Source organism: Marinobacterium aestuariivivens, assembly GCF_042661465.1.
Lineage (GTDB): Bacteria > Pseudomonadota > Gammaproteobacteria > Pseudomonadales > Balneatricaceae > Marinobacterium_A > Marinobacterium_A aestuariivivens.
In genome coordinates this window covers 2531442-2556904 of record NZ_JBHSWE010000001.1, presented here as the reverse complement: position 1 = coordinate 2556904, position 25463 = coordinate 2531442, and the positions used below count along the sequence as shown (strand labels likewise).

Sequence of the window (25463 nt, the reverse complement as noted above, 5' to 3'; positions counted from 1 at the left end):
CCTTTTATTCGCCAGCCAGGAAATCGATTTCGGAACCTTCCGCCAGGCAGACATAGGCCTTGCGAACGTCGCTCCGCTTGCCAAGGCCACGCGCGGTGCGCTTGGTTTTGCCCTTGACGTTGACGATGTTGACACCTTTCACCTTGACGTTGAAAAGCACTTCAACAGCGGTTTTGATTTCCGGCTTGGTAGCATCTTTCGCCACACGGAAAACGACCTGCTGAGAACCCTCAGCCACGATAGTCGCCTTCTCGGAGATGTGCGGCCCCATCAGCACCTGATAAATGCGAGCCTGGTTCATGCCAGTACCTCCTCGATTTTCTTCAGAGCAGGTACAGTCACCAGCACCTTCTCGAAGCCCACCAGGCTGACAGGGTCAATGCCTGCAGCGTCACGCACGTCAACGTGCGGAACGTTACGAGAAGCCAGGTACAGGTTCTGCTCGACGTCTTCAGTGATCAGCAGCGCGTTGTTCAGCGCCAGCTCGTTCAACTTGGCCACGAACAGCTTGGTTTTCGGAGACTCGACAGCGAAGTCCTCGACGACGACCAGGCGGTCCTGACGAACCAGCTCGGAGAAAATGCAGCGCAGCGCGGCGCGGTACATCTTCTTGTTCACTTTCTGAGCGTGTTCACGCGGCTTGGCAGCGAAAGTTACGCCACCGGTGCGCCACAGCGGGCTGCGAATAGTACCGGCACGTGCACGGCCAGTACCCTTCTGACGCCACGGTTTGGCACCACCGCCGGATACTTCCGAACGGGTTTTCTGGGCTTTAGTGCCCTGACGAGCGCCGGCCAGGTAAGCGTTAACTACCTGGTGAACCAGCGCTTCGTTGAATTCTTTACCAAAAGCCAGGTCGGAAACTTCAACCGAACCGTTAGCTCCAGCGAGATTCAGATTCATGTCAACCTCCCTTAGGCGCCAGCTTTGACAGCCGGTTTAACGATTACGTCACCGCCGGTTGCACCCGGCACGGCACCTTTGATCAACAGCAGGTTGCGTTCAGCGTCAACGCGAACGACTTCCAGAGTCTGAACGGTTACGCGCTCAGCACCCATGTGACCCGCCATTTTCTTGCCTTTCCAGACACGACCAGGAGTCTGACACTGTCCGATAGAACCCGGAGCACGGTGAGACAGAGAGTTACCGTGGGTGGCATCCTGAGTACGGAAGTTCCAGCGCTTGATCGCACCCTGGAAGCCCTTACCCTTGGATTCACCGGTAACGTCTACTTTCTGACCTGCTTCGAAGCGCTCAACAGTCAGCGCGTCGCCGACGTTGATTTCTTCGTCACCCGACAGGCGGAACTCCCACAAACCGCGACCGGCTTCAACACCGGCCTTAGCATAGTGACCCGCTTCCGGCTTGCTCAGCCGGTTCGCTTTGCGGCCACCGGTAGTGACCTGAACGGCGGCATAACCGTCTGCATCGACGGATTTCACCTGGGTCACACGGTTCGGCTCGACCTCGATGACGGTGACTGGCACGGATACGCCATCTTCAGTGAAGACACGGGTCATACCCGCTTTACGTCCGATAAGACCTACAGCCATGATTTTTAAACCTCTTGCCAGTTGTGTACGGGGCTGTTACCCACTACGGCTACCCTTTCCAGGGCATTCCACAAACAGCGCTTCATTAAAATGAGTATGCGCAGTGCTGAATTAGCCGAGGCTGATCTGCACTTCTACGCCCGCAGCAAGGTCCAGCTTCATCAGAGCGTCGACAGTTTTTTCTGTCGGCTCGACGATATCCAGAACACGCTTGTGAGTACGGATTTCATACTGGTCGCGGGCGTCTTTGTTGACGTGCGGAGAAATCAGTACGGTGTAACGCTCTTTGCGGGTTGGAAGTGGGATCGGACCACGCACCTGAGCGCCTGTCCGCTTTGCAGTCTCTACGATCTCCAGAGCGGAAGAGTCGATCAGGCGATGATCAAACGCCTTCAGACGAATTCGAATTTTCTGATTCTGCATTTCGATCACACTTAATCAAAGTTTTTGAACGGCAATAGCCGGCCTCCCCTACTACGAGGGGACGCAAATTCTACTCAGCTGTGTCAACAGCGTCAAGGGGAAAGGTTAATTAATAAACAGCCCGTAGGAGCCGCGCCCCGCGGCGAACAGGATTCGGCACCGTGCCGGATCTATTCGCACCGGGGCGGCGCTCCTACGCGCAACCTGTCACCCATAACAAAAAAGGCCCTCCGAAGAGGGCCTTTTCAACGCTTTAGATCAGAATCTGATCTTAGGCGAGGATCTTGGATACAACGCCGGCACCGACGGTACGACCGCCTTCACGGATGGCGAAGCGCAGACCTTCTTCCATCGCGATCGGGTTGATCAGGGTCACGGACATCTGGACGTTGTCGCCCGGCATGACCATCTCGACACCTTCCGGCAGTTCGCAGGCACCGGTGATGTCGGTGGTACGGAAGTAGAACTGCGGACGGTAGCCCTTGAAGAACGGAGTATGACGACCGCCTTCTTCCTTGCTCAGTACGTAGACTTCGCCTTCGAACTGAGTGTGCGGCGTGATGGTGCCCGGCTTGGCCAGGACCTGACCACGCTCAACGTCGTCACGCTTGGTGCCACGCAGCAGCGCGCCGATGTTCTCGCCTGCACGACCTTCGTCCAGCAGCTTGCGGAACATTTCGACACCGGTGCAGGTGGTGGTCTGGGTGTCGCGGATACCGACGATCTCGATCGGATCACCGACCTTGATGATGCCACGCTCGACACGACCGGTCACAACGGTACCACGACCGGAGATCGAGAAGACGTCCTCGACCGGCATCAGGAACGGCTGATCGATCGCACGCTCCGGCTCCGGAATGTAGGAGTCCAGGGTTTCGACCAGCTTCTTGACGGCAGTGGTGCCCAGCTCGTGCTCGTCTTCGCCGTTCAGGGCCATCAGCGCGGAACCGGCGATGATCGGAGTGTCGTCGCCCGGGAAGTCGTACTGGTCCAGCAGCTCGCGCAGTTCCATTTCGACCAGTTCCAGCATCTCTGCGTACTCGTCGGAATCGACGCCGCCGCAGTCTTCAGCCAGCAGGTCGGCCTTGTTCAGGAACACGACGATGTACGGAACGCCAACCTGACGGGACAGCAGGATGTGCTCGCGGGTCTGCGGCATCGGGCCGTCGGTTGCGCCACATACCAGGATAGCGCCGTCCATCTGCGCCGCACCGGTGATCATGTTCTTGACGTAGTCGGCGTGTCCCGGGCAGTCAACGTGCGCGTAGTGACGGATCGGAGATTCGTACTCGACGTGAGAAGTCGCGATGGTGATACCACGCTCACGCTCTTCCGGTGCGTTGTCGATACCGTCGAAAGCAACGGCAGCGCCGCCCCAGACTTCGGAACAAACGCGGGTCAGAGCCGCAGTCAGAGTCGTTTTACCGTGGTCAACGTGACCGATGGTGCCGACGTTAACGTGCGGTTTGCTACGTTCAAATGCTTGCTTAGCCACAATGAATACCTCTTGATCAATTAGGCGTAATTATTTCTGGTTGATAACAGCTTCAGCGATGTTCTGGGGCGCTTCGGCGTAGTCATCAAACTCCATTGAGTAGGTCGCACGACCCTGAGTTGCGGAACGCAGATCGGTTGCATAACCGAACATTTCGCCCAGCGGCACCTGAGCACGGATAACCTTGCCAGAGGTGGTGTCTTCCATGCCCTGAACGAGGCCACGACGACGGTTCAGGTCGCCCATGACGTCGCCCATGTACTCTTCCGGAGTCACGACTTCCACTTTCATCATCGGCTCCAGCAGGCATGGGCTCGCTTCCTGGGCGTACTTCTTCAACGCCTGAGAAGCTGCGATTTTAAACGCCATCTCGTTGGAGTCAACCTCGTGGAAGGAACCGTCGTACAGACGAGCCTTCAGGCCGATCAGCGGGTAGCCCGCGATGACGCCGTTCTTCATCTGCTCTTCGATACCTTTCTGGATCGCCGGAATGTATTCCTTCGGAATAGTACCCCCTACGATCTCGTTGATGAACTCCAGACCTTCCTCGTCGGACGGGCTGAACTCAACAACGACGTGACCATACTGACCACGACCACCGGACTGACGGGCAAACTTGTGGTTTGCTTCGACAGGCTTGCGGATCTTCTCACGGTAGGCCACCTGCGGCTTGCCGATGTTGGCTTCGACCTTGAACTCGCGACGCATGCGGTCGACGATGATGTCCAGGTGCAGCTCACCCATACCGGAGATGATGGTCTGACCGGATTCCTGATCGGTTTCGACGCGGAAGGACGGGTCTTCCTGGGCCAGTTTGCCCAGCGCGATACCCATCTTCTCCTGGTCGGCCTTGGACTTCGGCTCGACGGCGACGGAGATAACCGGCTCCGGGAACTCCATGCGCTCGAGGATGATCTTGTTGTCCAGGTCGCAGAGGGTGTCACCGGTGGTGACGTCCTTCAGACCGATCATCGCGGCGATGTCGCCGGCACGGACTTCCTTGATCTCTTCCCGGCTGTTTGCGTGCATCTGCACCATACGGCCGATACGCTCTTTCTTCTGCTTGACAGAGTTGAAGACGCTGTCGCCGGAATTCAGAACGCCGGAGTAGACGCGGACGAAGGTCAGGGTACCGACGAAGGGGTCGGTTGCGATCTTGAACGCCAGCGCGGCAAACGGCGCCTCGTCGTCGGCTTCGCGGGTCGCAGGGGTTTCGTCCCTGTCATCCAGGGTACCTTCGATCGCCTTGACTTCCTTCGGCGACGGCAAGTATTCGATGACGGCGTCCAGCATTGCCTGAACACCCTTGTTCTTGAACGCGGAACCGGCCAGCATCGGCACGATTTCGTTGTTCAGGGTACGGGCGCGCAGGCCGGCCTTGATCTCGTCTTCAGACAGTTCACCGCCTTCGAGGTACTTGTCCATCAGCTCTTCGGACGCTTCGGCGGCGGCTTCGATCATCTGCTCGCGCAGTTCTTCGGCCCTGGCCTGCAGATCGGCCGGGATCTCGGCCAGATCATAGGTCATGCCCTGATCGGCTTCGTTCCACATGATGGACTTCATGCGAATCAGGTCGACAACGCCCTTGAATTCGTCTTCGGCACCGATCGGCATGTTGATCGGCACAGGTACGGCACCCAGGCGCTTCTTCAGCTGGTCGACGACCATGTAGAAGTCGGCACCGGCGCGGTCCATCTTGTTGACGAACACCATGCGGGGCACTTCGTACTTGTTGGCCTGGCGCCATACGGTTTCGGTCTGGGGCTGCACGCCTGAGGACGCACACAGAACCACGACGGCACCGTCGAGAACACGCAGGGAACGTTCTACTTCGATGGTGAAGTCAACGTGCCCCGGGGTGTCGATGATGTTGACGCGGTGCTCATCGAACTGCTGGTTCATCCCGCTCCAGAAACAGGTGGTCGCAGCGGAGGTGATGGTGATACCACGCTCCTGTTCCTGCTCCATCCAGTCCATGGTAGCGGCACCGTCGTGCACCTCACCGATCTTGTGAGACAGACCGGTATAGAAGAGTACACGCTCGGTAGTGGTGGTCTTGCCGGCGTCTACGTGCGCACAGATACCGATGTTACGGTAACGGGCAATAGGTGTTTTACGAGCCACGACTCTATCCTCTGAAGTTTAGAAGCGATAGTGAGCGAAAGCCTTGTTGGCTTCGGCCATACGATGCACGTCTTCACGTTTCTTGACAGCTGCACCACGACCTTCAGAAGCATCGATCAGTTCACCGGCCAGGCGCAGGGCCATGGACTTCTCACCGCGCTTGCGGGAATACTCGACCAGCCAGCGCATCGCCAGGGCGTTACGACGGGACGGACGAACTTCAACAGGAACCTGGTAGGTGGCGCCACCGACACGACGGGATTTCACCTCAACCATCGGCTGAACGGTCTCGAGTGCTTTTTCGAACACTTCCAGCGGGTCTGCCTTGGTACGCTCCTGGATCTTGTCCAGGGCACCGTAAACGATCTTCTCGGCAACAGATTTCTTGCCGCTGACCATCAGGTGGTTGATGAATTTTGCCAGGGTTTTGTTACCGAATTTCGGATCCGGCAGGATTTCGCGCTTCGCAGCTACGCGTCTTCTAGGCATTGATAAGCCCTCAATTCAAAAAAGGTCTTCAGGTTCATTCAGGATATCCCGCCCGAGCGGTTTCACCTGACCTTACTCTTACCGTGTCCGGTCTAGCCCGGCAGCCCGGATTCGCGTGGGCGAATCGCGCTACAAAGCCTCGCCGTATTGACGACGATTAAGATTTGGGACGCTTGGTACCGTACTTCGAACGACCCTGTTTACGGTCGTTGACGCCGGAGCAGTCCAGAGCACCACGTACAGTGTGGTAACGCACACCCGGCAGGTCCTTTACACGGCCGCCGCGGATCAGCACGACAGAGTGTTCCTGCAGGTTGTGGCCTTCACCACCGATGTAGGAGGTCACTTCATAACCGTTGGTCAGACGCACACGGCAAACCTTGCGCAGCGCCGAGTTCGGCTTCTTCGGTGTAGTGGTGTACACACGGGTACAAACGCCACGGCGCTGCGGGCAGGCCTGCAGTGCGGGAACGTCGCTTTTTTCAGCAGTACGCTTGCGCGGTGCACGTACCAGCTGGTTGATAGTTGCCATTAAGCAAACTCCAGGTTCTTTAATGGATTAGCACCAAAAGCCGGAGCCAGGATCGCCTGCCAGCCTACGCATTGTAGGCCGCCCGGCGCCGGGTTCCAGCACAAAGGGGCCGGAATTTTAATCAATTCCGGCCCCGACCGTCAATTATTGACCAATATTTACTCTAAAAGCAGCGCCCCGGGGGCACGCTGCCCGCAGAGCATCCTATTCCGAGTCGGACAGCGAGGCATTCAGTGCTTCGGTCAGTGCCTGCTGCACTTCTTCCGCGCTGACGGTCGCCGCACCGGTCTGGCCCTGGGCAGCACGCTTGCGTTTCCGCTCGCTGTGGTACGCAAGACCGGTACCGGCCGGAATCAGTCGGCCAACAACCACGTTTTCCTTCAGACCACGCAGGTAGTCTTTCTTGCCGGTTACCGCCCCTTCGGTCAGCACGCGGGTCGTCTCCTGGAAGGAGGCCGCGGAGATGAAGGACTCGGTCGCCAGGGATGCCTTGGTGATGCCCAGCAGCACCCGCTCGAACTTCGCCGGAATCTTGCCGTCGGCTTCCATCGCGGCGTTTTCCTCCGCCACCTGGCTGTATTCGACCTGCTCGCCCGGGATCAGGGTGGTATCGCCGCCGCTGATGATCTCGACCTTGCGCAGCATCTGGCGAACGATCACCTCGATGTGCTTGTCGTTGATCAGTACGCCCTGCAGACGGTAGACGTCCTGGATCTCGGCGACGATGTACTTGGCCAGCTCGCCGACGCCGAGGATGCGCAGAATGTCGTGCGGGTTGGACGGGCCGTCGGAGATGACCTCGCCCTTTTCCACCTGCTCGCCCTCGAAGACGTTCAGGTTGCGCCACTTCTGCATCATGATCTCGAACGGATCGCCGTCGGCCGGCGTGATCACCAGGCGACGCTTGCCCTTGGTTTCCTTGCCGAAGGTAACGGTACCGGAGATCTCCGCCAGAATCGCGGACTCTTTCGGCTTGCGCGCCTCGAACAGGTCGGCCACTCGCGGCAGACCACCGGTGATGTCCTTGTTGACGCTGCCTTCCTGCGGAATACGCGCCAGAACGTCACCCACGGCCACCGAAGCGCCATCGGCCAGGTTCAGAATCGCCTTGGCCGGCAGCAGGTACTGCACCGGCTGGTCGGTACCCGGGTGCATCCTGTCCTTGCCGTTCTCGTCGACCAGCTTGATCATCGGACGGATGTCCTTGCCGGACTGCGGACGGTCCTTCGCCTCGAGCACCTCGATGGTGGACAGACCGGTCAGCTCGTCGGTCTGGCGCTTGATGGTGATGCCATCGTCCATGCCGTGGAACTGGATGCGGCCGGCACTCTCGGTGATGATCGGGTGGGTGTGCGGGTCCCAGTTGGCGACGATGTCGCCGGCATTGACCTGGGAACCGTCCTTGACCTTGATCACGGCACCGTACGGCAGCTTGTAGCGCTCGCGCTCACGGCCGTGCTCATCGGTCACGCCCAGCTCGCCGGAACGGGAGGTGGCGACGATGTTGCCGTCCAGACGTTCCACGTACTTCAGGTTGTGCAGACGGATCTCGCCGCCGTTCTTGACCTGGATGCTGTCGACCGCCGCGGCCCGGGATGCCGCCCCCGATGTGGAAGGTACGCATGGTCAGCTGGGTACCCGGCTCACCGATGGACTGGGCGGCGATAACACCGATCGCCTCGCCGCGGTTGACGCGGTGACCGCGACCGAGATCACGACCGTAGCATGCCGAGCAGATGCCGTGAGTTTCGTTACAGGTGATCGCCGAGCGCACCAGGACCTCGTCGATCGAGGAGTAGCGCTCGTCGTTCTCCGGCGGTGGACCCAGGCCTCGTCGATCAGGGTGCCGGCTTCGATCAGCACGTCCTTGCCGCTCGGATCCAGCACGTCGCGCGCGACGACACGGCCCAGCACGCGGTCGCCCAGGCGCACCACGACGTCGCCGCCTTCGATCAGCGGGGTCAGCAGCAGGCCGTTCTCGGTGCCGCAGTCGTCGTTGGTGATGACCAGGTCCTGCGCCACGTCGACCAGACGACGGGTCAGGTAACCGGAGTTCGCGGTCTTCAGGGCGGTATCCGCCAGACCCTTACGGGCACCGTGGGTCGAGATGAAGTACTGCAGTACGTTCAGACCCTCACGGAAGTTCGCGGTGATCGGCGTTTCGATGATGGAGCCGTCCGGCTTCGCCATCAGACCACGCATACCGGCCAGCTGACGGATCTGGGCCGCGCTGCCTCGGGCACCGGAGTCGGCCATCATGTAGACGGAGTTGAACGACTCCTGGGTGGTCTCGTTGCCGTCGCGGTCGATGACCGGCTCGGTCTTGAGGTTGTCCATCATCTTCTTGGCCAGCACCTCGTTGGCACGGGACCAGATATCGATGACCTTGTTGTACTTCTCGCCCTGGGTCACGAGACCGTCGGCGAACTGGCGTTCGATCTCCTTCACCTCGGCTTCCGCCTCATCGATGATGACGACCTTTTCACCCGGAATCACGAAATCGTTGACACCGATGGACGAGCCGGACACGGTCGCCTGACGGAAACCGGTGTACATCAGCTGGTCGGCGAAGATGACGGTGTCCTTCAGACCGCAGCGACGATAGGCTTCGTTCAGCAGCTTGGAGATCGCCTTCTTCTTCATCGCCTGGTTGACCAGGGAGAACGGCAGACCGTTCGGCACGATGGCGAACAGCAGCGCACGACCGGCGGTTGTTTCCTTCAGCTCGGTACGCTCTTCGACATTGCCTTCGATATCACGAATTACTTCGTGGATACGCACCTTGATGCGCGCCTGCAGGTCGACCTGCTTGGCGCCGTGGGCACGGGCCACTTCCTCGATATCGGAGAACACCATGCCTTCGCCCAGCGCATTGACGCGCTCGCGGGTCATCCAGTACAGACCCAGTACCACGTCCTGGGACGGCACGATGATCGGCTCGCCGTTGGCCGGCGACAGGATGTTGTTGGTCGACATCATCAGCGCGCGGGCTTCCAGCTGCGCCTCGATGGTCAGCGGTACGTGGACCGCCATCTGGTCACCGTCGAAGTCGGCGTTGTAGGCGGCACAGACCAGCGGATGCAGCTGGATCGCCTTGCCTTCGATCAGTACCGGTTCGAACGCCTGGATGCCCAGACGGTGCAGCGTCGGCGCACGGTTCAGCAGCACCGGGTGCTCGCGGATGACTTCGTCGAGGATGTCCCAGACCAGCGGCTCTTCGCGCTCGACCATCTTCTTCGCCGCCTTGATGGTGGTGGCATAGCCACGCAGCTCCAGCTTGGAGAAGATGAACGGCTTGAACAGTTCCAGCGCCATTTTCTTCGGCAGACCGCACTGGTGCAGGCGCAGGTACGGACCGACCACGATAACGGAACGGCCGGAGTAGTCGACGCGCTTGCCGAGCAGGTTCTGACGGAAACGACCCTGCTTGCCCTTGATCATGTCGGCCAGGGACTTCAGCGGGCGCTTGTTGGAGCCGGTGATGGCACGGCCGCGACGGCCGTTGTCCAGCAGCGCATCGACCGATTCCTGCAGCATGCGCTTCTCGTTGCGCACGATGATATCCGGCGCGTTGAGGTCCAGCAGACGCTTCAGGCGATTGTTGCGGTTGATCACGCGACGGTACAGGTCGTTCAGGTCGGAGGTCGCGAAACGACCGCCGTCCAGCGGCACCAGCGGACGCAGATCCGGCGGCAGCACCGGCAGCACGGTCATGATCATCCAGGCCGGATCGTTGCCGGACTTGTAGAAGGACTCCATCAGCTTCAGACGCTTGGAGAGCTTCTTGATCTTGGTTTCCGAGTTGGTCGCCGGAATCTCTTCGCGCAGCTGCTGGATGGTCTCTTCCAGGTCGATGGAGGACAGCAGCTGCTGTACGGCTTCGGCCCCCATGCGGGCGTCGAAGTCGTCGCCGAACTCTTCCAGCGCTTCGAAGTACTGCTCGTCGTTCATCAGCTGACCGCGCTCCAGCGTGGTCATGCCCGGGTCGATCACGACAAAGGATTCGAAGTACAGCACGCGCTCGATGTCGCGCAGCGTCATATCCAGCATCAGGCCGATGCGGGACGGCAGCGACTTCAGGAACCAGATGTGCGCAACCGGGCTGGCCAGCTCGATGTGACCCATGCGGTCACGGCGCACCTTGGCCAGGGTGACCTCGACGCCGCACTTCTCGCAGATCACGCCGCGGTGCTTCATGCGCTTGTACTTGCCGCAGAGGCACTCGTAGTCCTTGACCGGGCCAAAGATCTTGGCGCAGAACAGGCCTTCGCGCTCCGGCTTGAAGGTGCGGTAGTTGATGGTTTCAGGCTTTTTCACTTCACCGAATGACCAGGAGCGGATCATATCCGGTGAGGCCAGGGTGATCTTGATCGAGTCGAACTCGTCAGACTGTCCCTGGGACTTAAGAAGATTCAGCAAATCTTTCATATTCGGTGGCCCCTCGCGGAGTAGCGGGCGGGTACACGCGGCACCCGCCGGATGATTCTGTTAATCCTTAATCGTTCTCGAGCTCGATATCGATACCGAGGGAACGAATCTCCTTGATCAGCACGTTGAAGGACTCCGGCATGCCCGGCTCCATCCGATGGTCGCCGTCGACGATGTTCTTGTACATCTTGGTACGACCATTGACGTCGTCGGACTTGACGGTGAGCATCTCCTGCAGGGTGTACGCAGCGCCGTACGCCTCCAGGGCCCACACCTCCATCTCACCGAAGCGCTGACCACCGAACTGCGCCTTGCCGCCCAGCGGCTGCTGGGTGACCAGGCTGTAGGAGCCGGTGGAACGGGCGTGCATCTTGTCGTCCACCAGGTGGTTCAGCTTGAGCATGTACATGTAGCCCACGGTCACCTTGCGATCGAACTGCTCGCCGCTGCGACCGTCGAACAGTGTCACCTGTCCGCTGTCGTCGAGGCCGGCCATGCGCAGCAGGGCCTTGAGTTCGACTTCCTTGGCACCGTCGAAGGCCGGGGTTGCCAGCGGCACACCGCCCTTGAGGTTCTCGGCCAGGGTCAGGATCTCGTCATCGCTGAAGGTCTCGAGGGACTCGATGCGGCACGCCTTGCCGGCCCCCAGGTCGCCGTTGTAGACCTGATCCAGGAAGTCGCGGACCTCCTGCGCCTGCTCGGCCTTGGCACGCTCTGTTTCCAGCATCTCGTTGATGCGGCGACCCAGCCCCTTGGCGGCGGCACCCATGTGGGTCTCGAGGATCTGACCGACGTTCATGCGTGACGGTACGCCCAGCGGGTTGAGCACGATATCGACCGGCTCGCCGTTCTCGTCGTACGGCATGTCCTCGACCGGCATGATGACCGAGATGACACCCTTGTTACCGTGGCGGCCGGCCATCTTGTCACCCGGCTGCACGCGACGCTTGGTGGCGACGTAGACCTTGACGATCTTCAGCACGCCCGGCGCCAGGTCGTCACCGGTCTGCAGCTTGCGCTTCTTGTCCTCGAAACGCTTGTCGAGGTTCTCGCGGCGCTCTTCCAGCTGCTTGCGCGCCAGTTCCAGCTGCTCGGCGACGGCTTCGTCGGAGACGCGGATCTTGAACCACTCGCTGTGCTTGAGCCCTGCCAGGAAAGCTGTGGTGATTTCCTCGCCCTTGCCCAGCCCTGCGCCGCCTTCGGCCTTGAGACCGACCAGCACCTTGGCCAGACGCTCGAAGGTCGCCTGCTCGACGATACGGAATTCGTCGTTGAGGTCCTTGCGGATGGCGTTCAGTTCGCTCTTCTCGATCGACAGCGCACGCTCGTCCTTCTGCACGCCGTCACGGGTGAAGACCTGGACATCGATGACCTTGCCGACGGTACCGGTCTTGACGCGCAGCGAGGTGTCCTTCACGTCGGACGCCTTTTCGCCGAAGATCGCGCGCAGCAGCTTCTCTTCCGGCGTCAGCTGGGTTTCGCCCTTGGGCGTGACCTTGCCGACCAGGATGTCGCCGGGGCCGACTTCGGCACCGATGTGCACCACGCCGGACTCGTCCAGCTTGGCCAGCGCGGATTCGCCGACGTTCGGGATGTCGGAGGTGATCTCCTCCGGCCCCAGCTTGGTATCACGCGCCACACAGGTCAGTTCCTGTATGTGGATGGTGGTGAAACGGTCTTCCTGCACCACGCGCTCGGAGATGAGGATGGAGTCCTCGAAGTTGTAGCCGTTCCAGGGCATGAACGCGATACGCATGTTCTGACCCAGCGCCAGCTCGCCCATGTCGACGGACGGACCGTCGGCCATGATGTCGCCGCGCGCCACCGCATCGCCCGGGCGCACGATCGGGCGCTGGTTGATGCAGGTGTTCTGGTTGGAGCGCACATACTTGGTCAGGTTGTAGATATCGACACCGGCGTCGCCCGCCTGAACCTCTTCGTCGCGCACGCGCACCACGATACGGCCGGCATCGACGGACTCGATTTCACCGCCACGCTTGGCGACCACGCAGACACCCGAGTCGCGGGCCACGTTGCGCTCCATGCCGGTACCGACCAGCGGCTTGTCGGCACGCAGGGTCGGCACGGCCTGACGCTGCATGTTGGAGCCCATGAGGGCGCGGTTGGCGTCATCGTGCTCGAGGAACGGAATCAGCGACGCGGCCACGGAAACGACCTGGCGCGGCGAGACGTCCATGTACTGGATCTTGTCCGGCGACATGACGGTGAATTCGTTCAGGTGACGCACGGCGACCAGGTCGTCGACGAAGCGGTTGTCCGCATCCATCGCCGCGGATGCCTGGGCGATGACGTACTTGTTCTCCTCGATCGCCGAAAGGTAGTCGATCTCGTCGGTGACCTGGCCGTCGATGACGCGACGGTACGGCGTTTCGAGGAAGCCGTAGTCGTTGGTGCGGGCATAGACCGCCAGCGAGTTGATCAGACCGATGTTCGGACCTTCAGGGGTCTCGATCGGGCAGACGCGACCATAGTGGGTCGGGTGAACGTCGCGGACTTCGAAGCCGGCGCGCTCACGGGTCAGACCGCCCGGGCCCAGTGCGGAGACACGACGCTTGTGCGTGATCTCGGACAGCGGGTTGTTCTGGTCCATGAACTGGGACAGCTGGCTGGAACCGAAGAACTCCTTGATCGCGGCCGCCACCGGCTTGGCGTTGATCAGGTCCTGCGGCATGAGGTTCTCGGACTCGGCCATCGACAGGCGCTCGCGCACGGCACGCTCGACACGGACCAGACCGACGCGGAACTGGTTCTCGGCCATCTCGCCGACGGAACGGATGCGGCGGTTGCCCAGGTGGTCGATATCGTCGACGACGCCGTTGCCGTTACGGATCTCGATCAGGGTCTGCATCACCGCCAGAATGTCGTCCTTGTCGAGCACGCCGGGACCGGTGATCTCGTCACGGCCCAGTCGGCGGTTGAACTTCATGCGGCCGACGGCCGACATGTCGTAGCGCTCGTCGGTGAAGAACAGGTTCTCGAACAGCGCCTCGGCGGATTCCTTGGTCGGCGGCTCGCCCGGGCGCATCATGCGGTAGATTTCGACCAGGGCTTCGAGCTGGTTGCGGGTATTGTCGATCCGCAGCGTTTCGGACATGAAGGAACCGCAGTCCAGGTCGTTGGTGTACAGCGTTTCGAAGCTGTCGATGCCGACACGGCGCAGCTTGCCGACCAGGTCTTCGGTGATTTCGGCGTTGCACTGGCAGATCAGCTCGCCGGTGGCCGGATCGACGACGTCTTTCGCCATCGCCTTGCCACAGAGGTACTCCATCGGCACTTCCAGCTCGGTCATGCCGGCCTGCGCCATCTTGCTGATGTGGCGCGGGGTGATGCGGCGGCCGGCTTCGACCACGACGTTGCCTTCGGGATCCTTGATTTCGAACGACATGGTCTCGCCACGCAGGCGTTCCGGCACCAGCTCCATGCGGATGCTGTCGTCACCAAGGCTCCAGTTGGTGTTGTTGAAGAAGATCTCGAGGATCTCTTCGGCCTGGTAGCCCAGGGCGCGCAGCAAAACGGTCGCCGGCAGCTTGCGGCGACGGTCGATACGTACGAAGAGGTTGTCCTTGGGATCGAACTCGAAGTCCAGCCAGGAGCCGCGGTAGGGAATGATCCGCGCCGAGTACAGCAGCTTGCCGGAGGAGTGGGTCTTGCCCTTGTCGTGATCGAAGAACACACCCGGGGAACGGTGCAGCTGGGAGACGATAACACGCTCGGTGCCGTTGACGACGAAGGTGCCGTTATCGGTCATCAGCGGCATTTCGCCCATGTAGACTTCCTGCTCCTTGATGTCCTTGACCGCTTTGGTGCTGGAGTCGCGATCGTAGATCACCAGGCGAACCTTGACGCGCAGCGGCGCTGCATAGGTCACACCACGCATCTGGCATTCTTTTACATCGAAAACGGGCTCACCGAGGCGATAGCCGACATACTCCAGCGCCGCATTGCCGGAATAGGACTGAATCGGGAATACCGAATTGAATGCAGCATGCAGGCCTTCTTCACGACGCTCGACCGCGTCTCCACCGAACTGCAGGAAACGGCGATAGGAATCGAGCTGGATAGCCAGCAGGTAAGGCACATCCATGACTTGTGGCAATTTGCCAAAGTCCTTGCGGATGCGTTTCTTCTCAGTATATGAATAAGCCATCAGTGTTCCCCAGCTTGTGCACCAAGTTGCGAAGCAGCCCAGAAGGATCTTCCGGTCTGTATCACCGCTATTTACAGCCTTTTACAGCCTTTGCGGAAAGCCATGTCGTCCCAGGGCATGACTTTCCGCAAGAGCTGTGATCGCTATCTATAAATAACGGAAAAAGGCCGGTGGCAATCTGCCACCAGCCATAGCATTTTGAACAGCCTTAAGCCGCTCGAATGCATAGACGCCGTTACTTGAGCTCGACGGAAGCGCCAGCTTCTTCCAGAGCTTTTTTCAGTGCTTCAGCGTCATCCTTGCTGATGCCTTCCTTAACGGTAGACGGTGCACCGTCAACCATTTCCTTGGCTTCTTTCAGGCCCAGGCCGGTAGCGGCACGAACAGCCTTGATGACGTTGACTTTCTTCTCGCCAGCGGCGGTCAGAACAACGTCGAACTCGGTCTGCTCTTCAGCAGCGGCAGCGCCTTCGGCAGCCGGACCGGCTACGACGGCAGCAGCGGCGGAAACGCCGAACTTCTCTTCCATCGCGGAAACCAGTTCAACAACGTCCATTACGGACATTTCAGCGATAGCGTTGATGATATCTTCTTTAGTCAGAGACATGATTCAGTTCCTGATAATCTGGAGCGATTGCTCGTTAAATCGTTCAAAAAAGCACCTGACAGGATCAGGCAGCTTCCTGTTCTTTCTGGTCGCGAACTGCAGCGATGGTGCGTACCAGCTTGCCAGCTGCAGCTTCTTTCATGCAGCTCATCAGCTTGGCGATGGCTTCGTCGTATGTCGGCAGGCTTGCCAGCATCGCAACGTCAACCACGCTACCTTCGAAGGCGGCCGCCTTCAGCTCGAACTTGTCATTGCCCTTGGCAAAGTCTTTCAGGATGCGAGCGCCGGCGCCCGGGTGTTCCTGAGAGAAAGCAATGATGGTCGGGCCAACGAAAGTGTCGGACAGACACTCATAGGCAGTCCCTTCAACCGCACGACGCGCCAGGGTGTTACGGACGACTTTCAGCCATACACCGTTGTCACGCGCCTGTTTGCGCAGCTCTGTCATCTTCTCCACGGTAACACCGCGGGAATCCGCCACGACGGCGGACAGAGCATTGGCAGCGGCCTGCTGGACTTCGGCAACGATCGCCTTTTTGTCTTCGAGTCCTAATGCCACGATTTACTCCTGGATTGAGTCTTACGACTGTTTACCAACCACCCCGCAGGGAGCGCCTCCGCAAGAGACCTCCCCTCAGGGGCTTGCCCCATACTTGAGGGGCACGAGTACGGTGGTATAGATCCAAGGTCTGAATCTCACCGTCTGCGCAGGCTGGTGATCCCATTAAGATGCACATCAAACCGACAGCACACTGGCTTGTGCACACCACCTGCGGTCTTTGACGGCCTTCGTCTCTGTCTCAGAGGTCACGAAGACCCTCAAAAAACCTTCAATTGTCGATTTAAGCGCTCAGGGAAGCCTGATCGATCGACAGACCCGGGCCCATGGTGGTGGACAGGGTCACTTTCTTCACGTAAACGCCCTTGGCAGAAGCCGGCTTCAGCTTCTTCAGGTCGGCGATCAGCGCTTCGATGTTTTCCTTCACCGCGTTGGCTTCGAAGCCAACCTGGCCGACACCCGCGTGAATGATACCGTTCTTGTCGGTACGGAAGCGTGCCTGACCGGCCTTGGCGTTCTTGACGGCAGTCTCGACGTCCGCAGTCACGGTGCCGACCTTCGGGTTCGGCATCAGGCCGCGCGGGCCCAGGATCTGACCCAGCTGACCGACGACACGCATGGCGTCCGGAGTCGCGATCACGACACCGAAATCCAGATCGCCGCCCTTGATGGACTCGGCCAGATCGTCGAAACCGACGATGTCGGCGCCGGCTGCCTTCGCCTTCTCGGCATTCTCGCCCTGGGCGAAAACGGCAACGCGAACGGTCTTGCCGGTACCGTGCGGCAACACGGTGGAACCACGAACGACCTGGTCGGACTTACGCGGATCCACACCCAGATTGACGGCGACGTCAACGGATTCCTTGAACTTGACGGTGGACAGCTCGGCGAGCAGAGCCACAGCTTCGTCGATCGCGTACAGCTTGGTGCCGTCGATTTTTTCGCGGATCGCTTTCTGACGCTTGGACAGCTTAGCCATTATTCCTCACCCTCCACTTTCAGACCCATGGCACGGGCAGAACCCGCGATGGTACGAACAGCCGCATCCATGTCACCGGCAGTCAGGTCCGGCATCTTGGTAGTGGCGATCTCTTCCAGCTGAGCACGCGTCACGGTGCCGACCTTCTCGGTATTCGGGCGGCTGGAGCCGCTCTTGATACCGGCTGCTTTTTTCAGCAGGATGGACGCCGGAGGGGTCTTGGTGATAAAAGTGAAGCTACGGTCGCTGTATACGGTGATAACAACCGGAGTCGGCAGACCGGGCTCGATACCCTGGGTCGCGGCGTTGAACGCCTTGCAGAACTCCATGATGTTGACGCCGTGCTGACCCAGCGCAGGACCTACAGGCGGAGACGGGTTTGCCTGGCCCGCTTTTACCTGCAGCTTGATATAAGCATTGATTTTCTTAGCCATTAAGCTACTCCTTCTGGGTTCAAGCGCCTTGCGGCTCCCCATTTACGACAATGGAAAACCCCGGCCGCACCTAAACGACCAGGGTCATCCGAATCTCTGCGCGGGCAATCAGGCCTTTTCGACCTGCCCGAACTCCAGCTCGACAGGGGTGGAGCGACCGAAAATCAGCACCGCCACCTGGAGCTTGTTCTTCTCGTAGTTGACCTCTTCGACCACACCATTGAAGTCGGCAAAGGGACCATCCACGACACGAACCATTTCGCCCGGCTCGAAGACAGTCTTCGGCCGCGGCTTGTCGACGCCACTCTCGACGCGACGCAGAATCTCCTGCGCTTCACGCTCGGTAATGGGCGCCGGCTTGTCGGCTGTGCCGCCGATAAAACCGAGAACGCGGGGCGTATCCTTCACGAGGTGCCACGCATCGTCATCCATATCAATCTGAACCAGCACATAGCCGGGGTAGAACTTGCGCTCGGACTTGCGCTTCTTGCCGTCGCGGATCTCGACCACCTCTTCGGTGGGAACCAGGACATCGCCGAACTTTTCCTGCATGCCGTACAGTTCGATCCGTTCTTTCAGCGAGTTCATCACACGCTTCTCGTAACCGGAGTACGCATGCACGACATACCAACGCATTGCCATACCTTATAAACCTCTTAACCGATTACGCCAGAAACAAACCAGCCGAGCAGGGAGTCCAGCCCCCAGAGCAGCAACCCGACGATCAGCACCACCACCACGACCATCAGGGTCGTCTGCAGGGTTTCCTGACGCGTCGGCCAGACCACCTTGCGGATTTCGGTCTTGGCTTCCTTGAACAGATTGAAAAACGACTTACCCTTCGCAGTCGTCAAGGCAACAAAACCGGCCACCAGGGCCAGCACCAACAGCGCCACTACACGGTAGAAGAGCGACTGATCGGAATAGAGTGAATTACCCACCACGCCAGCCGCGACGATCAGGACTACGACAAGCCACTTGAGGCCATCGAACTTTGATTCTTCGGGGACTGCTTTAGAGTTCACTATTTGTAGCCTCAGCTAAGACAAGCTTGCGCTAGTTTTGACGCCATTCCCGATTGGAAATGGCAGGCCAGGAGGGACTCGAACCCCCAACCTGCGGTTTTGGAGACCGCTGCTCTGCCAATTGAGCCACTGGCCTACTGCTTAATAGGGACGCGTATTATAGGCGCATCCCTATAGGCTGGCAATACCCAAATTACTGTTTATGCAATAATTTTGGATACCACGCCGGCGCCGACCGTACGACCGCCTTCACGGATGGCGAAGCGCAGACCTTCTTCCATCGCGATCGGGTTGATCAGGGTCACGGACATCTGGACGTTGTCGCCCGGCATGACCATCTCGACGCCTTCCGGCAGTTCGCAGGCACCGGTGATGTCGGTGGTACGGAAGTAGAACTGCGGACGGTAGCCCTTGAAGAACGGAGTATGACGACCGCCTTCTTCCTTGCTCAGTACGTAGACTTCGCCTTCGAACTGAGTGTGCGGCGTGATGGTGCCCGGCTTGGCCAGGACCTGACCACGCTCAACGTCGTCACGCTTGGTGCCACGCAGCAGCGCGCCGATGTTCTCGCCTGCACGACCTTCGTCCAGCAGCTTGCGGAACATTTCGACACCGGTGCAGGTGGTGGTCTGGGTGTCGCGGATACCGACGATCTCGATCGGATCACCGACCTTGATGATGCCACGCTCGACACGACCGGTCACAACGGTACCACGACCGGAGATCGAGAAGACGTCCTCGACCGGCATCAGGAACGGCTGATCGATCGCACGCTCCGGCTCCGGAATGTAGGAGTCCAGGGTTTCGACCAGCTTCTTGACGGCCGTGGTGCCCAGCTCGTGCTCGTCTTCGCCGTTCAGGGCCATCAGCGCGGAACCGGCGATGATCGGAGTGTCGTCGCCCGGGAAGTCGTACTGGTCCAGCAGCTCGCGCAGTTCCATTTCGACCAGTTCCAGCATCTCTGCGTACTCGTCGGAATCGACGCCGCCGCAGTCTTCAGCCAGCAGGTCGGCCTTGTTCAGGAACACGACGATGTACGGAACGCCAACCTGACGGGACAGCAGGATGTGCTCGCGGGTCTGCGGCATCGGGCCGTCGGTTGCGCCACATACCAGGATAGCGCCGTCCATCTGCGCCGCACCGGTGATCATGTTCTTGACGTAGTCGGCGTGCCCCGGGCAGTCAACGTGCGCGTAGTGACGGATCGGAGATTCGTACTCGACGTGAGAAGTCGCGATGGTGATACCACGCTCACGCTCTTCCGGTGCGTTGTCGATACCGTCGAAGGCAACGGCAGCGCCGCCCCAGACTTCGGAGCAAACACGGGTCAGCGCCGCGGTCAGAGTGGTTTTACCGTGGTCGACGTGACCGATGGTGCCGACGTTAACGTGCGGCTTGCTACGTTCAAATGCTTGCTTGGCCACCAGAATTGTCCCTGATAACGTTAAAGAATTTCGGAGCGGCAAATACGACAAAGGGTAGACATATTTCTATATCTACCCTTCGTCTGAATTGGAGCTCATGGGCGGATTTGAACCGCCGACCTCACCCTTACCAAGGGTGTGCTCTACCCCTGAGCTACATGAGCATAACACCAGCTGGAGCGGGTAGCGGGAATCGAACCCGCCTCTTCAGCTTGGAAGGCTGAGGTAATAGCCACTATACCATACCCGCCTAATGCCGTTTCCTTCCCGGAATATAACCAAGGAGGAGATGGTGGTGAGGGGTGGATTCGAACCACCGAAGCTCGCGCGTCAGATTTACAGTCTGATCCCTTTGGCCACTCGGGAACCTCACCATCATTTTGTCACTTCGCCGCTTTCGCCTGGTGCCGGCACGAGGAGTCGAACCCCGGACCTACTGATTACAAGTCAGTTGCTCTACCAGCTGAGCTATACCGGCTCAGCGTCGAAGTGGGGCGTATATTACTGATCACCCCCGGGGCTTGCAACCCCTTCGCAAACTTTTTTCTCAATTTTTATCGAGGGATGGGCTTTTTCCAGAACACGATTGATTTTATTGAACAAATTACGATCAGAAACAGCCGGCAGCAGCAGTTTGAAGTGCTCGACCAGGCGTTCGCGTTCGCGCATTTCCGGTTCCAGCCCGGCCTCCGCGAAGCGTGCCATCGCCTCGGATGCGACCGCCAGATCCCGGTAGCGGCCGAGCAGCAGCACCGCCTCGCCGGGCCGGCTCTCCGGCACCACATCGAGCGCCTCCAGGCGCTCGATCAGCGCGATACGAGCGTTCGTATCCGTAGGCACCGACAGCAGGATTTCGAAGCCTTCGGGCTCGGACCGGCGCTCGGTGAGCAACTGCGGCTCAAATCCATTGCTGCGCATCAGCCGGGCCGCCTGCCGCGCCCCCGAACCGTCGGCGAAACCCTCATAGACAAGACAAAGCCCCTGCGTGGCCGGGTCCGGAACCTGCTCAAGCCGCTGCAGGGCCGACGGCGCCAGCTCCGACAGCAGGCGCAGCTCAACGCCCTCCCGCGGCAACGGCTCGATTACCTCCGACACCCGGTCCGGCCTGACCAGCGCCGCCCAGAGCAGTACCACCGTATTGGCCAGCAACAGCAGCAGAAACAGCCAGCGCAGCATGACTACACCCACTCCAGGCCGTCCATCACCAGTTCAGGCAGAAAATCACCGCGACCGGCCAGACGCCGGAACAGCTCGCCATCTCCGCCGGTGATCAGCAACCGGCAGCAGGGATGGTCGCGATCCAGCCGCTCCAGCAGTTGCCGCTGGATGGCGTCGAACACGAAGTTGATGCCATGAAACACCGCACTGGAGGTATCGCTGCCGGGCGCCAGATCGAACCGTTCCAGCTGGCGATCGGCGACCACCTCGGCGGTATTGGCCAGCAGGCTTTTCGCCATCAGCCGCAACCCCGGCACGATGTACCCCCAGATGGTGGCCGTCGGCCGCAACGAAATCGATGGTGATGGCACTGCCACAGTCGACCACACAGCAGCCTCCCTGCCCGAGATTGTACGCGGCCAGCATCGCCAGCCAGCGGTCGACACCCATGCGATGCGGCTCGGAATAGCTGTTGGTCACGCCTGAGGCCTGACGACCGGCCCGGGCGAATTCGGGCTCGAGCCCCCAGCGTTTCCGGCAATAGTCACTGATCAGGGCTGCCACAACGGGACCGGCCACACTGGCGACACGCACGCGGTCGACATTTTCCGGCCAGCCGGCGGGCATGCCGTCATTCAGCCGCTCGGTCAGAAGACGCCCGCGAACCGCAATACCGCCCGGCTCCGAGCAGCGCCACTTGAGAAAGGTGTTGCCGACATCGATGTCCAGAATCATGACAGGCGCCTGAGACTCACCTCGCCACCATGAAAGCTCTCCAGGCCCGCCGCCGTTTCGAGCATCAGGGCGCCACTGTCGGAGACACCGCGGCAGACCCCTCGACCGCATTGAGGCCGAAGTTCAGCGACACCCGTTGATCACGGCAGGCATCGAGGGCGTGCCACTCGTCACGGAACGGCTCGAAGCCGTAACGGGAAAATTCCGTCATCACCGGCACCAGTTCGTTGACCAGCGCCGCGAGCACTGCGGTGCGGGACGGATTGACGCCGCAGATCTGTCGCAGGTCGACCCAGGGCTGACCGATATCGGCGGCCAGCTCGTCCGGCATGGCGATATTGAGCCCCACCCCGGTGACCACCTGACAGTCTCCGGACGCTTCGCCGCTCATTTCCAGCAGCACCCCCGCCAGCTTGCGCCCCTGCCAGAGCATGTCATTGGGCCACTTCAGCTCGACCCCTCGAGCCCGAGGCGCCTGAGCCCCCGGGACAGGCCGAGACCCACCGCCAGGCTCAGACCCTCCAGCGACGCGGCGCCCTGGGGAAATCGCCAGACCAGCGAAAAATAGAGATTGCGGGCGAAGGGGCTCACCCAGTGGCGGCCGCGCCGGCCACGACCGGCCGTCTGCTGCTCGGCGACATAGAGGTGACCATGACCGGTCTGCTGCTGCAGCTGCTGCATCGCCAGCAGGTTGGTCGAGGGAATCGACAGCTCGAAACGCACGTCGCCGAGCTGCGTTGCCACGGTCTCGTCGAGACCGTCCTGGAACAGATCGGCATCGAGCAGATCGAGCCCGCCGGGCAAGCGGTAGCCTCGCCCCTTGACGCTGTAGATCTCGATGCCGAAATCCTCGAGCTTTCGAATCTGCTTCCAGATCGCACTACGGCTGACCTTGAGCTGCGCCCCGAGCTCCTGCCCGGAATGAAACTGCCCGTCGGCCAGCACAGACAACAACGATCGGATCGTCATAGGGTAAGTCCTTTTTAGCAAACAAAATCGGACCAGCCCGACTTCGACACCAACTGGCTGGTTCGAGCACCGGCTATCGGATTCGGCGCCACTTCAGAATACGGAATGCGTGACTGTTTTGCTCGTCCGCCCCCTGTAGATTGGCGGCTCGATTTCCGCCCACTCGCTCGCGAGCAGTTCGGGAAAGACGGCGTCGCCTTCCGGTTCCAACTGTACCTCGGTGACATAAAGCATGTCCGCAAGAGGCAATGCCTGAGCATAAATCTGGGCGCCACCGATCACCATGACCTCATCAACATTTGCTTCTTCGGCATAGGCCCTGGCCATTTCGACGGCCTCCGGTAGCGACGAGGCGGTTCTCACACCTTCATGATGCCAACCGCTGTCGCGGGTCACCACGATATTATGCCGATTCGGTAACGGACGCCCGATCGACTCGAAGGTCTTGCGTCCCATGATGACAGGCTTTCCGGAGGTGACTTCCTTGAAATACTTAAGATCGGCAGGCAAATGCCATGGCAGCCGGTTGTCGATTCCGATCACTCGATTTCGGGCCTGTGCCACGATAACTGCAAGTTTCATTTCGACTCCTCAGACCGCAACCGGGGCTTTGATACCCGGGTACGGGTCATACCCAACGAATTCGAAGTCTTCGAATTCATACTCGAACAGCGACGGCGGTTTGCGATACATCCGCAGCTTCGGCAGCGTTCGCGGCGTACGCGAGAGCTGCTCCTCGACGATCGCAGGGTCATTCAGATGGTTCTGATACAAGTGTACGTCACCGAAGGTGTGGACGAAATCGCCAACCTCGAGATCGCACTGCTGCGCCAGCATATGGGTCAGCAGCGCATAGGAGGCGATATTGAAGGGTACGCCGAGGAAGTAGTCGGCGCTGCGCTGATAAAGCTGGCAGCTGAGCCGGCCGTCGGCGACATAGAACTGGAACAGTGTATGGCAGGGCGGCAACGCCGCCTTGCCGTTGCGCACATTGTCCTGGGGATTCAGGGCCTCGTCCGGCAGGTCGGCCGGATTCCAGCCGCTGACGATCAGCCGGCGCGAATTCGGATTGCGACGGATCTGCTCGACCAGTTCCGCAATCTGGTCGACGGTGCGGCCGTCCGGGCAGGCCCAGGAGCGCCACTGCTTGCCGTAAACGGGTCCCAGATCGCCGTTTTCCAGCGCCCACTCGTCCCAGATGCTGACGCCACGTTCCTGCAGCCAGCGATTATCGGTGCTGCCGCTGAGAAACCACAGCAGCTCGTAGACCACCGACCTGAGATGAACCTTCTTGGTCGTCAGCAGCGGAAAGCCGGCCGACAGATCGAAACGCAACTGGCGCCCGAACAGCGATCGGGTACCGGTACCGGTACGGTCCCCTTGTCGGTGCCGTTGGCAATAATATCGCGCATCAGATCCAGGTACTGTTGCATCTCTACTCCGTTTGAACGTCTGGGCCAGGGGCTATTCTATACCGAAATCCGCTCACGACTGTATGCAAGCGCCGTAGCCTGGAATGAGCTTGCGAATTCCGGGGAAGGAAGTCGGAATTCGCTGCGCTCATTCCAACCTACAGTTCACCGTGCCGCGGTGGTAGGCCCAAGTCAGCAGAAACGCACCGGCAAGGATCATCGGCAGCGACAGCAGCTGGCCCATCGACAGCCAGTCGAAGGCGACGAAACCCAGGTGCTCATCGGGCTCGCGTACCAGCTCCACCAGCGAACGAAAGGTGCCATATAGAAGCAGGAAGAGCCCCGAGACCGCCATCCGCGGCCTCGGTTTGGACGAGAACCACCAGAGCACCGCAAACAGCACGACGCCTTCGAGCACGAACTCGTACAGCTGCGACGGATGGCGGGGTACGCCGTCGCCGGCGCGCGGGAAGATCACGCCCCAGGGCAGATCGGTCGCCCGCCCCCAGAGTTCGCCGCCGATAAAGTTGCCGATACGCCCCGCACCGAGCCCGATCGGAATCAGCGGCGCGACGAAATCCCCCATTTCGAAAAAGCCCTTGCGGTGATGCCGCCCGAACAGCCAGAGCACCACCAGCACCCCGATCAGCCCGCCATGGAAGGACATTCCTCCTTCCCATAGATGAAACAGCCAGAGCGGGTTCTGGAGAAAATAATCGAAGTGATAGAAAAGCACATAGCCACTGCGCCCTCCGATCACCACCCCGACCGCGCCCCAGAACACCAGATCTGAGACCTGCTGGGCGCTCCAGCCGGACCCCGGACGGTTGGCGCGGTACGTACCCAGCCACCAGGCCGCCGCGAAGCCGACCAGATACATCAGGCCATACCAGTGGACCTGGATAAATCCCAGATCCAGGGCCACCGGATCGATATCATGCACCCACAT

The 25463-nt window shown here is 60.1% G+C and carries 23 protein-coding genes, 5 tRNA genes and 2 pseudogenes; all 30 read right to left on the bottom strand.

What is annotated here, in order from left to right; translation table 11 throughout:
* Positions 1 to 4: 4 nt before the first annotated feature.
* The 30 genes and pseudogenes from rplW to lgt all read right to left on the bottom strand — a co-directional run bounded on the left by rplW (position 5) and on the right by lgt (position 25463).
* The gene (gene rplW / locus ACFQDL_RS13220) at positions 5 to 301 is read right to left on the bottom strand and encodes a 50S ribosomal protein L23 (RefSeq protein ID WP_379909415.1); all 297 of its coding nucleotides are present in this window, start codon (positions 299 to 301) and stop codon (positions 5 to 7) included.
* Positions 298 to 903, bottom strand: a complete 606-nt coding sequence (gene rplD, locus ACFQDL_RS13215) for a 50S ribosomal protein L4 (RefSeq protein WP_379909414.1) — start codon at positions 901 to 903, stop codon at positions 298 to 300. Before rplD ends, rplW begins: the two co-directional genes overlap by 4 nt.
* A gap of 11 nt (positions 904 to 914) precedes the next feature.
* A complete protein-coding gene (gene rplC / locus ACFQDL_RS13210) occupies positions 915 to 1553 on the bottom strand; it encodes a 50S ribosomal protein L3 (RefSeq protein WP_379909412.1) in 639 nt (212 codons plus the stop codon).
* Between the two features lie 111 nt (positions 1554 to 1664).
* Entirely contained in the window at positions 1665 to 1976 is a 312-nt protein-coding gene (rpsJ, locus tag ACFQDL_RS13205; protein WP_010324105.1) for a 30S ribosomal protein S10, read from the bottom strand.
* Between the two features lie 271 nt (positions 1977 to 2247).
* Positions 2248 to 3471 carry an elongation factor Tu gene (tuf, locus tag ACFQDL_RS13200; protein ID WP_379909411.1) on the bottom strand — a complete coding sequence of 408 codons (1224 nt, stop codon included), beginning with the start codon at positions 3469 to 3471 and terminating at the stop codon, positions 2248 to 2250.
* A gap of 30 nt (positions 3472 to 3501) precedes the next feature.
* Positions 3502 to 5595 carry an elongation factor G gene (fusA, locus tag ACFQDL_RS13195; RefSeq protein ID WP_379909410.1) on the bottom strand — a complete coding sequence of 698 codons (2094 nt, stop codon included), beginning with the start codon at positions 5593 to 5595 and terminating at the stop codon, positions 3502 to 3504.
* Positions 5596 to 5613: 18 nt separating this feature from the next.
* On the bottom strand, positions 5614 to 6084 hold the full coding sequence (gene rpsG, locus ACFQDL_RS13190) for a 30S ribosomal protein S7 (RefSeq protein WP_379909409.1): 471 nt from the start codon (positions 6082 to 6084) through the stop codon (positions 5614 to 5616).
* A 157-nt stretch (positions 6085 to 6241) separates the two neighbouring features.
* Positions 6242 to 6616 (bottom strand): 30S ribosomal protein S12, encoded by a 375-nt coding sequence (gene rpsL, locus ACFQDL_RS13185; protein ID WP_379909408.1) that lies wholly within the window; start codon positions 6614 to 6616, stop codon positions 6242 to 6244.
* 204 nt (positions 6617 to 6820) lie between these two features.
* Positions 6821 to 11044: pseudogene (gene rpoC / locus ACFQDL_RS13180) on the bottom strand (DNA-directed RNA polymerase subunit beta').
* A gap of 67 nt (positions 11045 to 11111) precedes the next feature.
* Complete coding sequence (gene rpoB / locus ACFQDL_RS13175; protein ID WP_379909407.1) at positions 11112 to 15212, bottom strand: DNA-directed RNA polymerase subunit beta; 4101 nt, start codon at positions 15210 to 15212, stop codon at positions 11112 to 11114.
* Between the two features lie 235 nt (positions 15213 to 15447).
* Positions 15448 to 15819 (bottom strand): 50S ribosomal protein L7/L12, encoded by a 372-nt coding sequence (gene rplL / locus ACFQDL_RS13170; protein ID WP_379909406.1) that lies wholly within the window; start codon positions 15817 to 15819, stop codon positions 15448 to 15450.
* Positions 15820 to 15883: 64 nt separating this feature from the next.
* A complete protein-coding gene (gene rplJ, locus ACFQDL_RS13165) occupies positions 15884 to 16378 on the bottom strand; it encodes a 50S ribosomal protein L10 (RefSeq protein ID WP_379909405.1) in 495 nt (164 codons plus the stop codon).
* Positions 16379 to 16661: 283 nt separating this feature from the next.
* A complete protein-coding gene (rplA, locus tag ACFQDL_RS13160; RefSeq protein ID WP_379909404.1) occupies positions 16662 to 17357 on the bottom strand; it encodes a 50S ribosomal protein L1 in 696 nt (231 codons plus the stop codon).
* Complete coding sequence (gene rplK, locus ACFQDL_RS13155; protein WP_188863125.1) at positions 17357 to 17791, bottom strand: 50S ribosomal protein L11; 435 nt, start codon at positions 17789 to 17791, stop codon at positions 17357 to 17359. The genes rplA and rplK overlap by 1 nt, the downstream gene beginning before the upstream one ends.
* 108 nt (positions 17792 to 17899) lie before the next feature.
* On the bottom strand, positions 17900 to 18433 hold the full coding sequence (nusG, locus tag ACFQDL_RS13150; RefSeq protein ID WP_379909403.1) for a transcription termination/antitermination protein NusG: 534 nt from the start codon (positions 18431 to 18433) through the stop codon (positions 17900 to 17902).
* Between the two features lie 14 nt (positions 18434 to 18447).
* Positions 18448 to 18816, bottom strand: a complete 369-nt coding sequence (gene secE, locus ACFQDL_RS13145; protein ID WP_379909402.1) for a preprotein translocase subunit SecE — start codon at positions 18814 to 18816, stop codon at positions 18448 to 18450.
* Between the two features lie 60 nt (positions 18817 to 18876).
* A tRNA-Trp gene (locus tag ACFQDL_RS13140) sits at positions 18877 to 18952 on the bottom strand.
* 64 nt (positions 18953 to 19016) lie between these two features.
* Positions 19017 to 20240 (bottom strand): elongation factor Tu, encoded by a 1224-nt coding sequence (gene tuf / locus ACFQDL_RS13135; RefSeq protein ID WP_379909401.1) that lies wholly within the window; start codon positions 20238 to 20240, stop codon positions 19017 to 19019.
* Between the two features lie 89 nt (positions 20241 to 20329).
* Positions 20330 to 20404 (bottom strand) — tRNA-Thr (locus ACFQDL_RS13130).
* An 11-nt stretch (positions 20405 to 20415) separates the two neighbouring features.
* A tRNA-Gly gene (locus ACFQDL_RS13125) sits at positions 20416 to 20490 on the bottom strand.
* A gap of 40 nt (positions 20491 to 20530) precedes the next feature.
* A tRNA-Tyr gene (locus tag ACFQDL_RS13120) sits at positions 20531 to 20614 on the bottom strand.
* Positions 20615 to 20642: 28 nt separating this feature from the next.
* Positions 20643 to 20718, bottom strand: a tRNA-Thr gene (locus ACFQDL_RS13115).
* A gap of 23 nt (positions 20719 to 20741) precedes the next feature.
* The gene (locus ACFQDL_RS13110; RefSeq protein ID WP_379909400.1) at positions 20742 to 21416 is read right to left on the bottom strand and encodes a hypothetical protein; all 675 of its coding nucleotides are present in this window, start codon (positions 21414 to 21416) and stop codon (positions 20742 to 20744) included.
* A 45-nt stretch (positions 21417 to 21461) separates the two neighbouring features.
* Positions 21462 to 22133: a type III pantothenate kinase gene (locus ACFQDL_RS13105; protein WP_379909399.1), complete on the bottom strand. Its 672-nt coding sequence runs from the start codon at positions 22131 to 22133 to the stop codon at positions 21462 to 21464.
* The gene (locus tag ACFQDL_RS13100) at positions 22130 to 22198 is read right to left on the bottom strand and encodes a hypothetical protein (RefSeq protein ID WP_379913066.1); all 69 of its coding nucleotides are present in this window, start codon (positions 22196 to 22198) and stop codon (positions 22130 to 22132) included. Before ACFQDL_RS13100 ends, ACFQDL_RS13105 begins: the two co-directional genes overlap by 4 nt.
* The gene (locus ACFQDL_RS13095; RefSeq protein WP_379909398.1) at positions 22198 to 22566 is read right to left on the bottom strand and encodes a lipoate--protein ligase family protein; all 369 of its coding nucleotides are present in this window, start codon (positions 22564 to 22566) and stop codon (positions 22198 to 22200) included. Before ACFQDL_RS13095 ends, ACFQDL_RS13100 begins: the two co-directional genes overlap by 1 nt.
* 14 nt (positions 22567 to 22580) lie before the next feature.
* Positions 22581 to 23102: an HTH domain-containing protein gene (locus tag ACFQDL_RS13090; RefSeq protein ID WP_379909397.1), complete on the bottom strand. Its 522-nt coding sequence runs from the start codon at positions 23100 to 23102 to the stop codon at positions 22581 to 22583.
* Positions 23103 to 23195: 93 nt separating this feature from the next.
* The gene (locus ACFQDL_RS13085; RefSeq protein ID WP_379909396.1) at positions 23196 to 23684 is read right to left on the bottom strand and encodes a dihydrofolate reductase; all 489 of its coding nucleotides are present in this window, start codon (positions 23682 to 23684) and stop codon (positions 23196 to 23198) included.
* 9 nt (positions 23685 to 23693) lie between these two features.
* Positions 23694 to 24535 (bottom strand): annotated as a pseudogene (locus ACFQDL_RS13080) (thymidylate synthase).
* Between the two features lie 127 nt (positions 24536 to 24662).
* The gene (gene lgt / locus ACFQDL_RS13075; RefSeq protein ID WP_379909395.1) at positions 24663 to 25463 is read right to left on the bottom strand and encodes a prolipoprotein diacylglyceryl transferase; all 801 of its coding nucleotides are present in this window, start codon (positions 25461 to 25463) and stop codon (positions 24663 to 24665) included.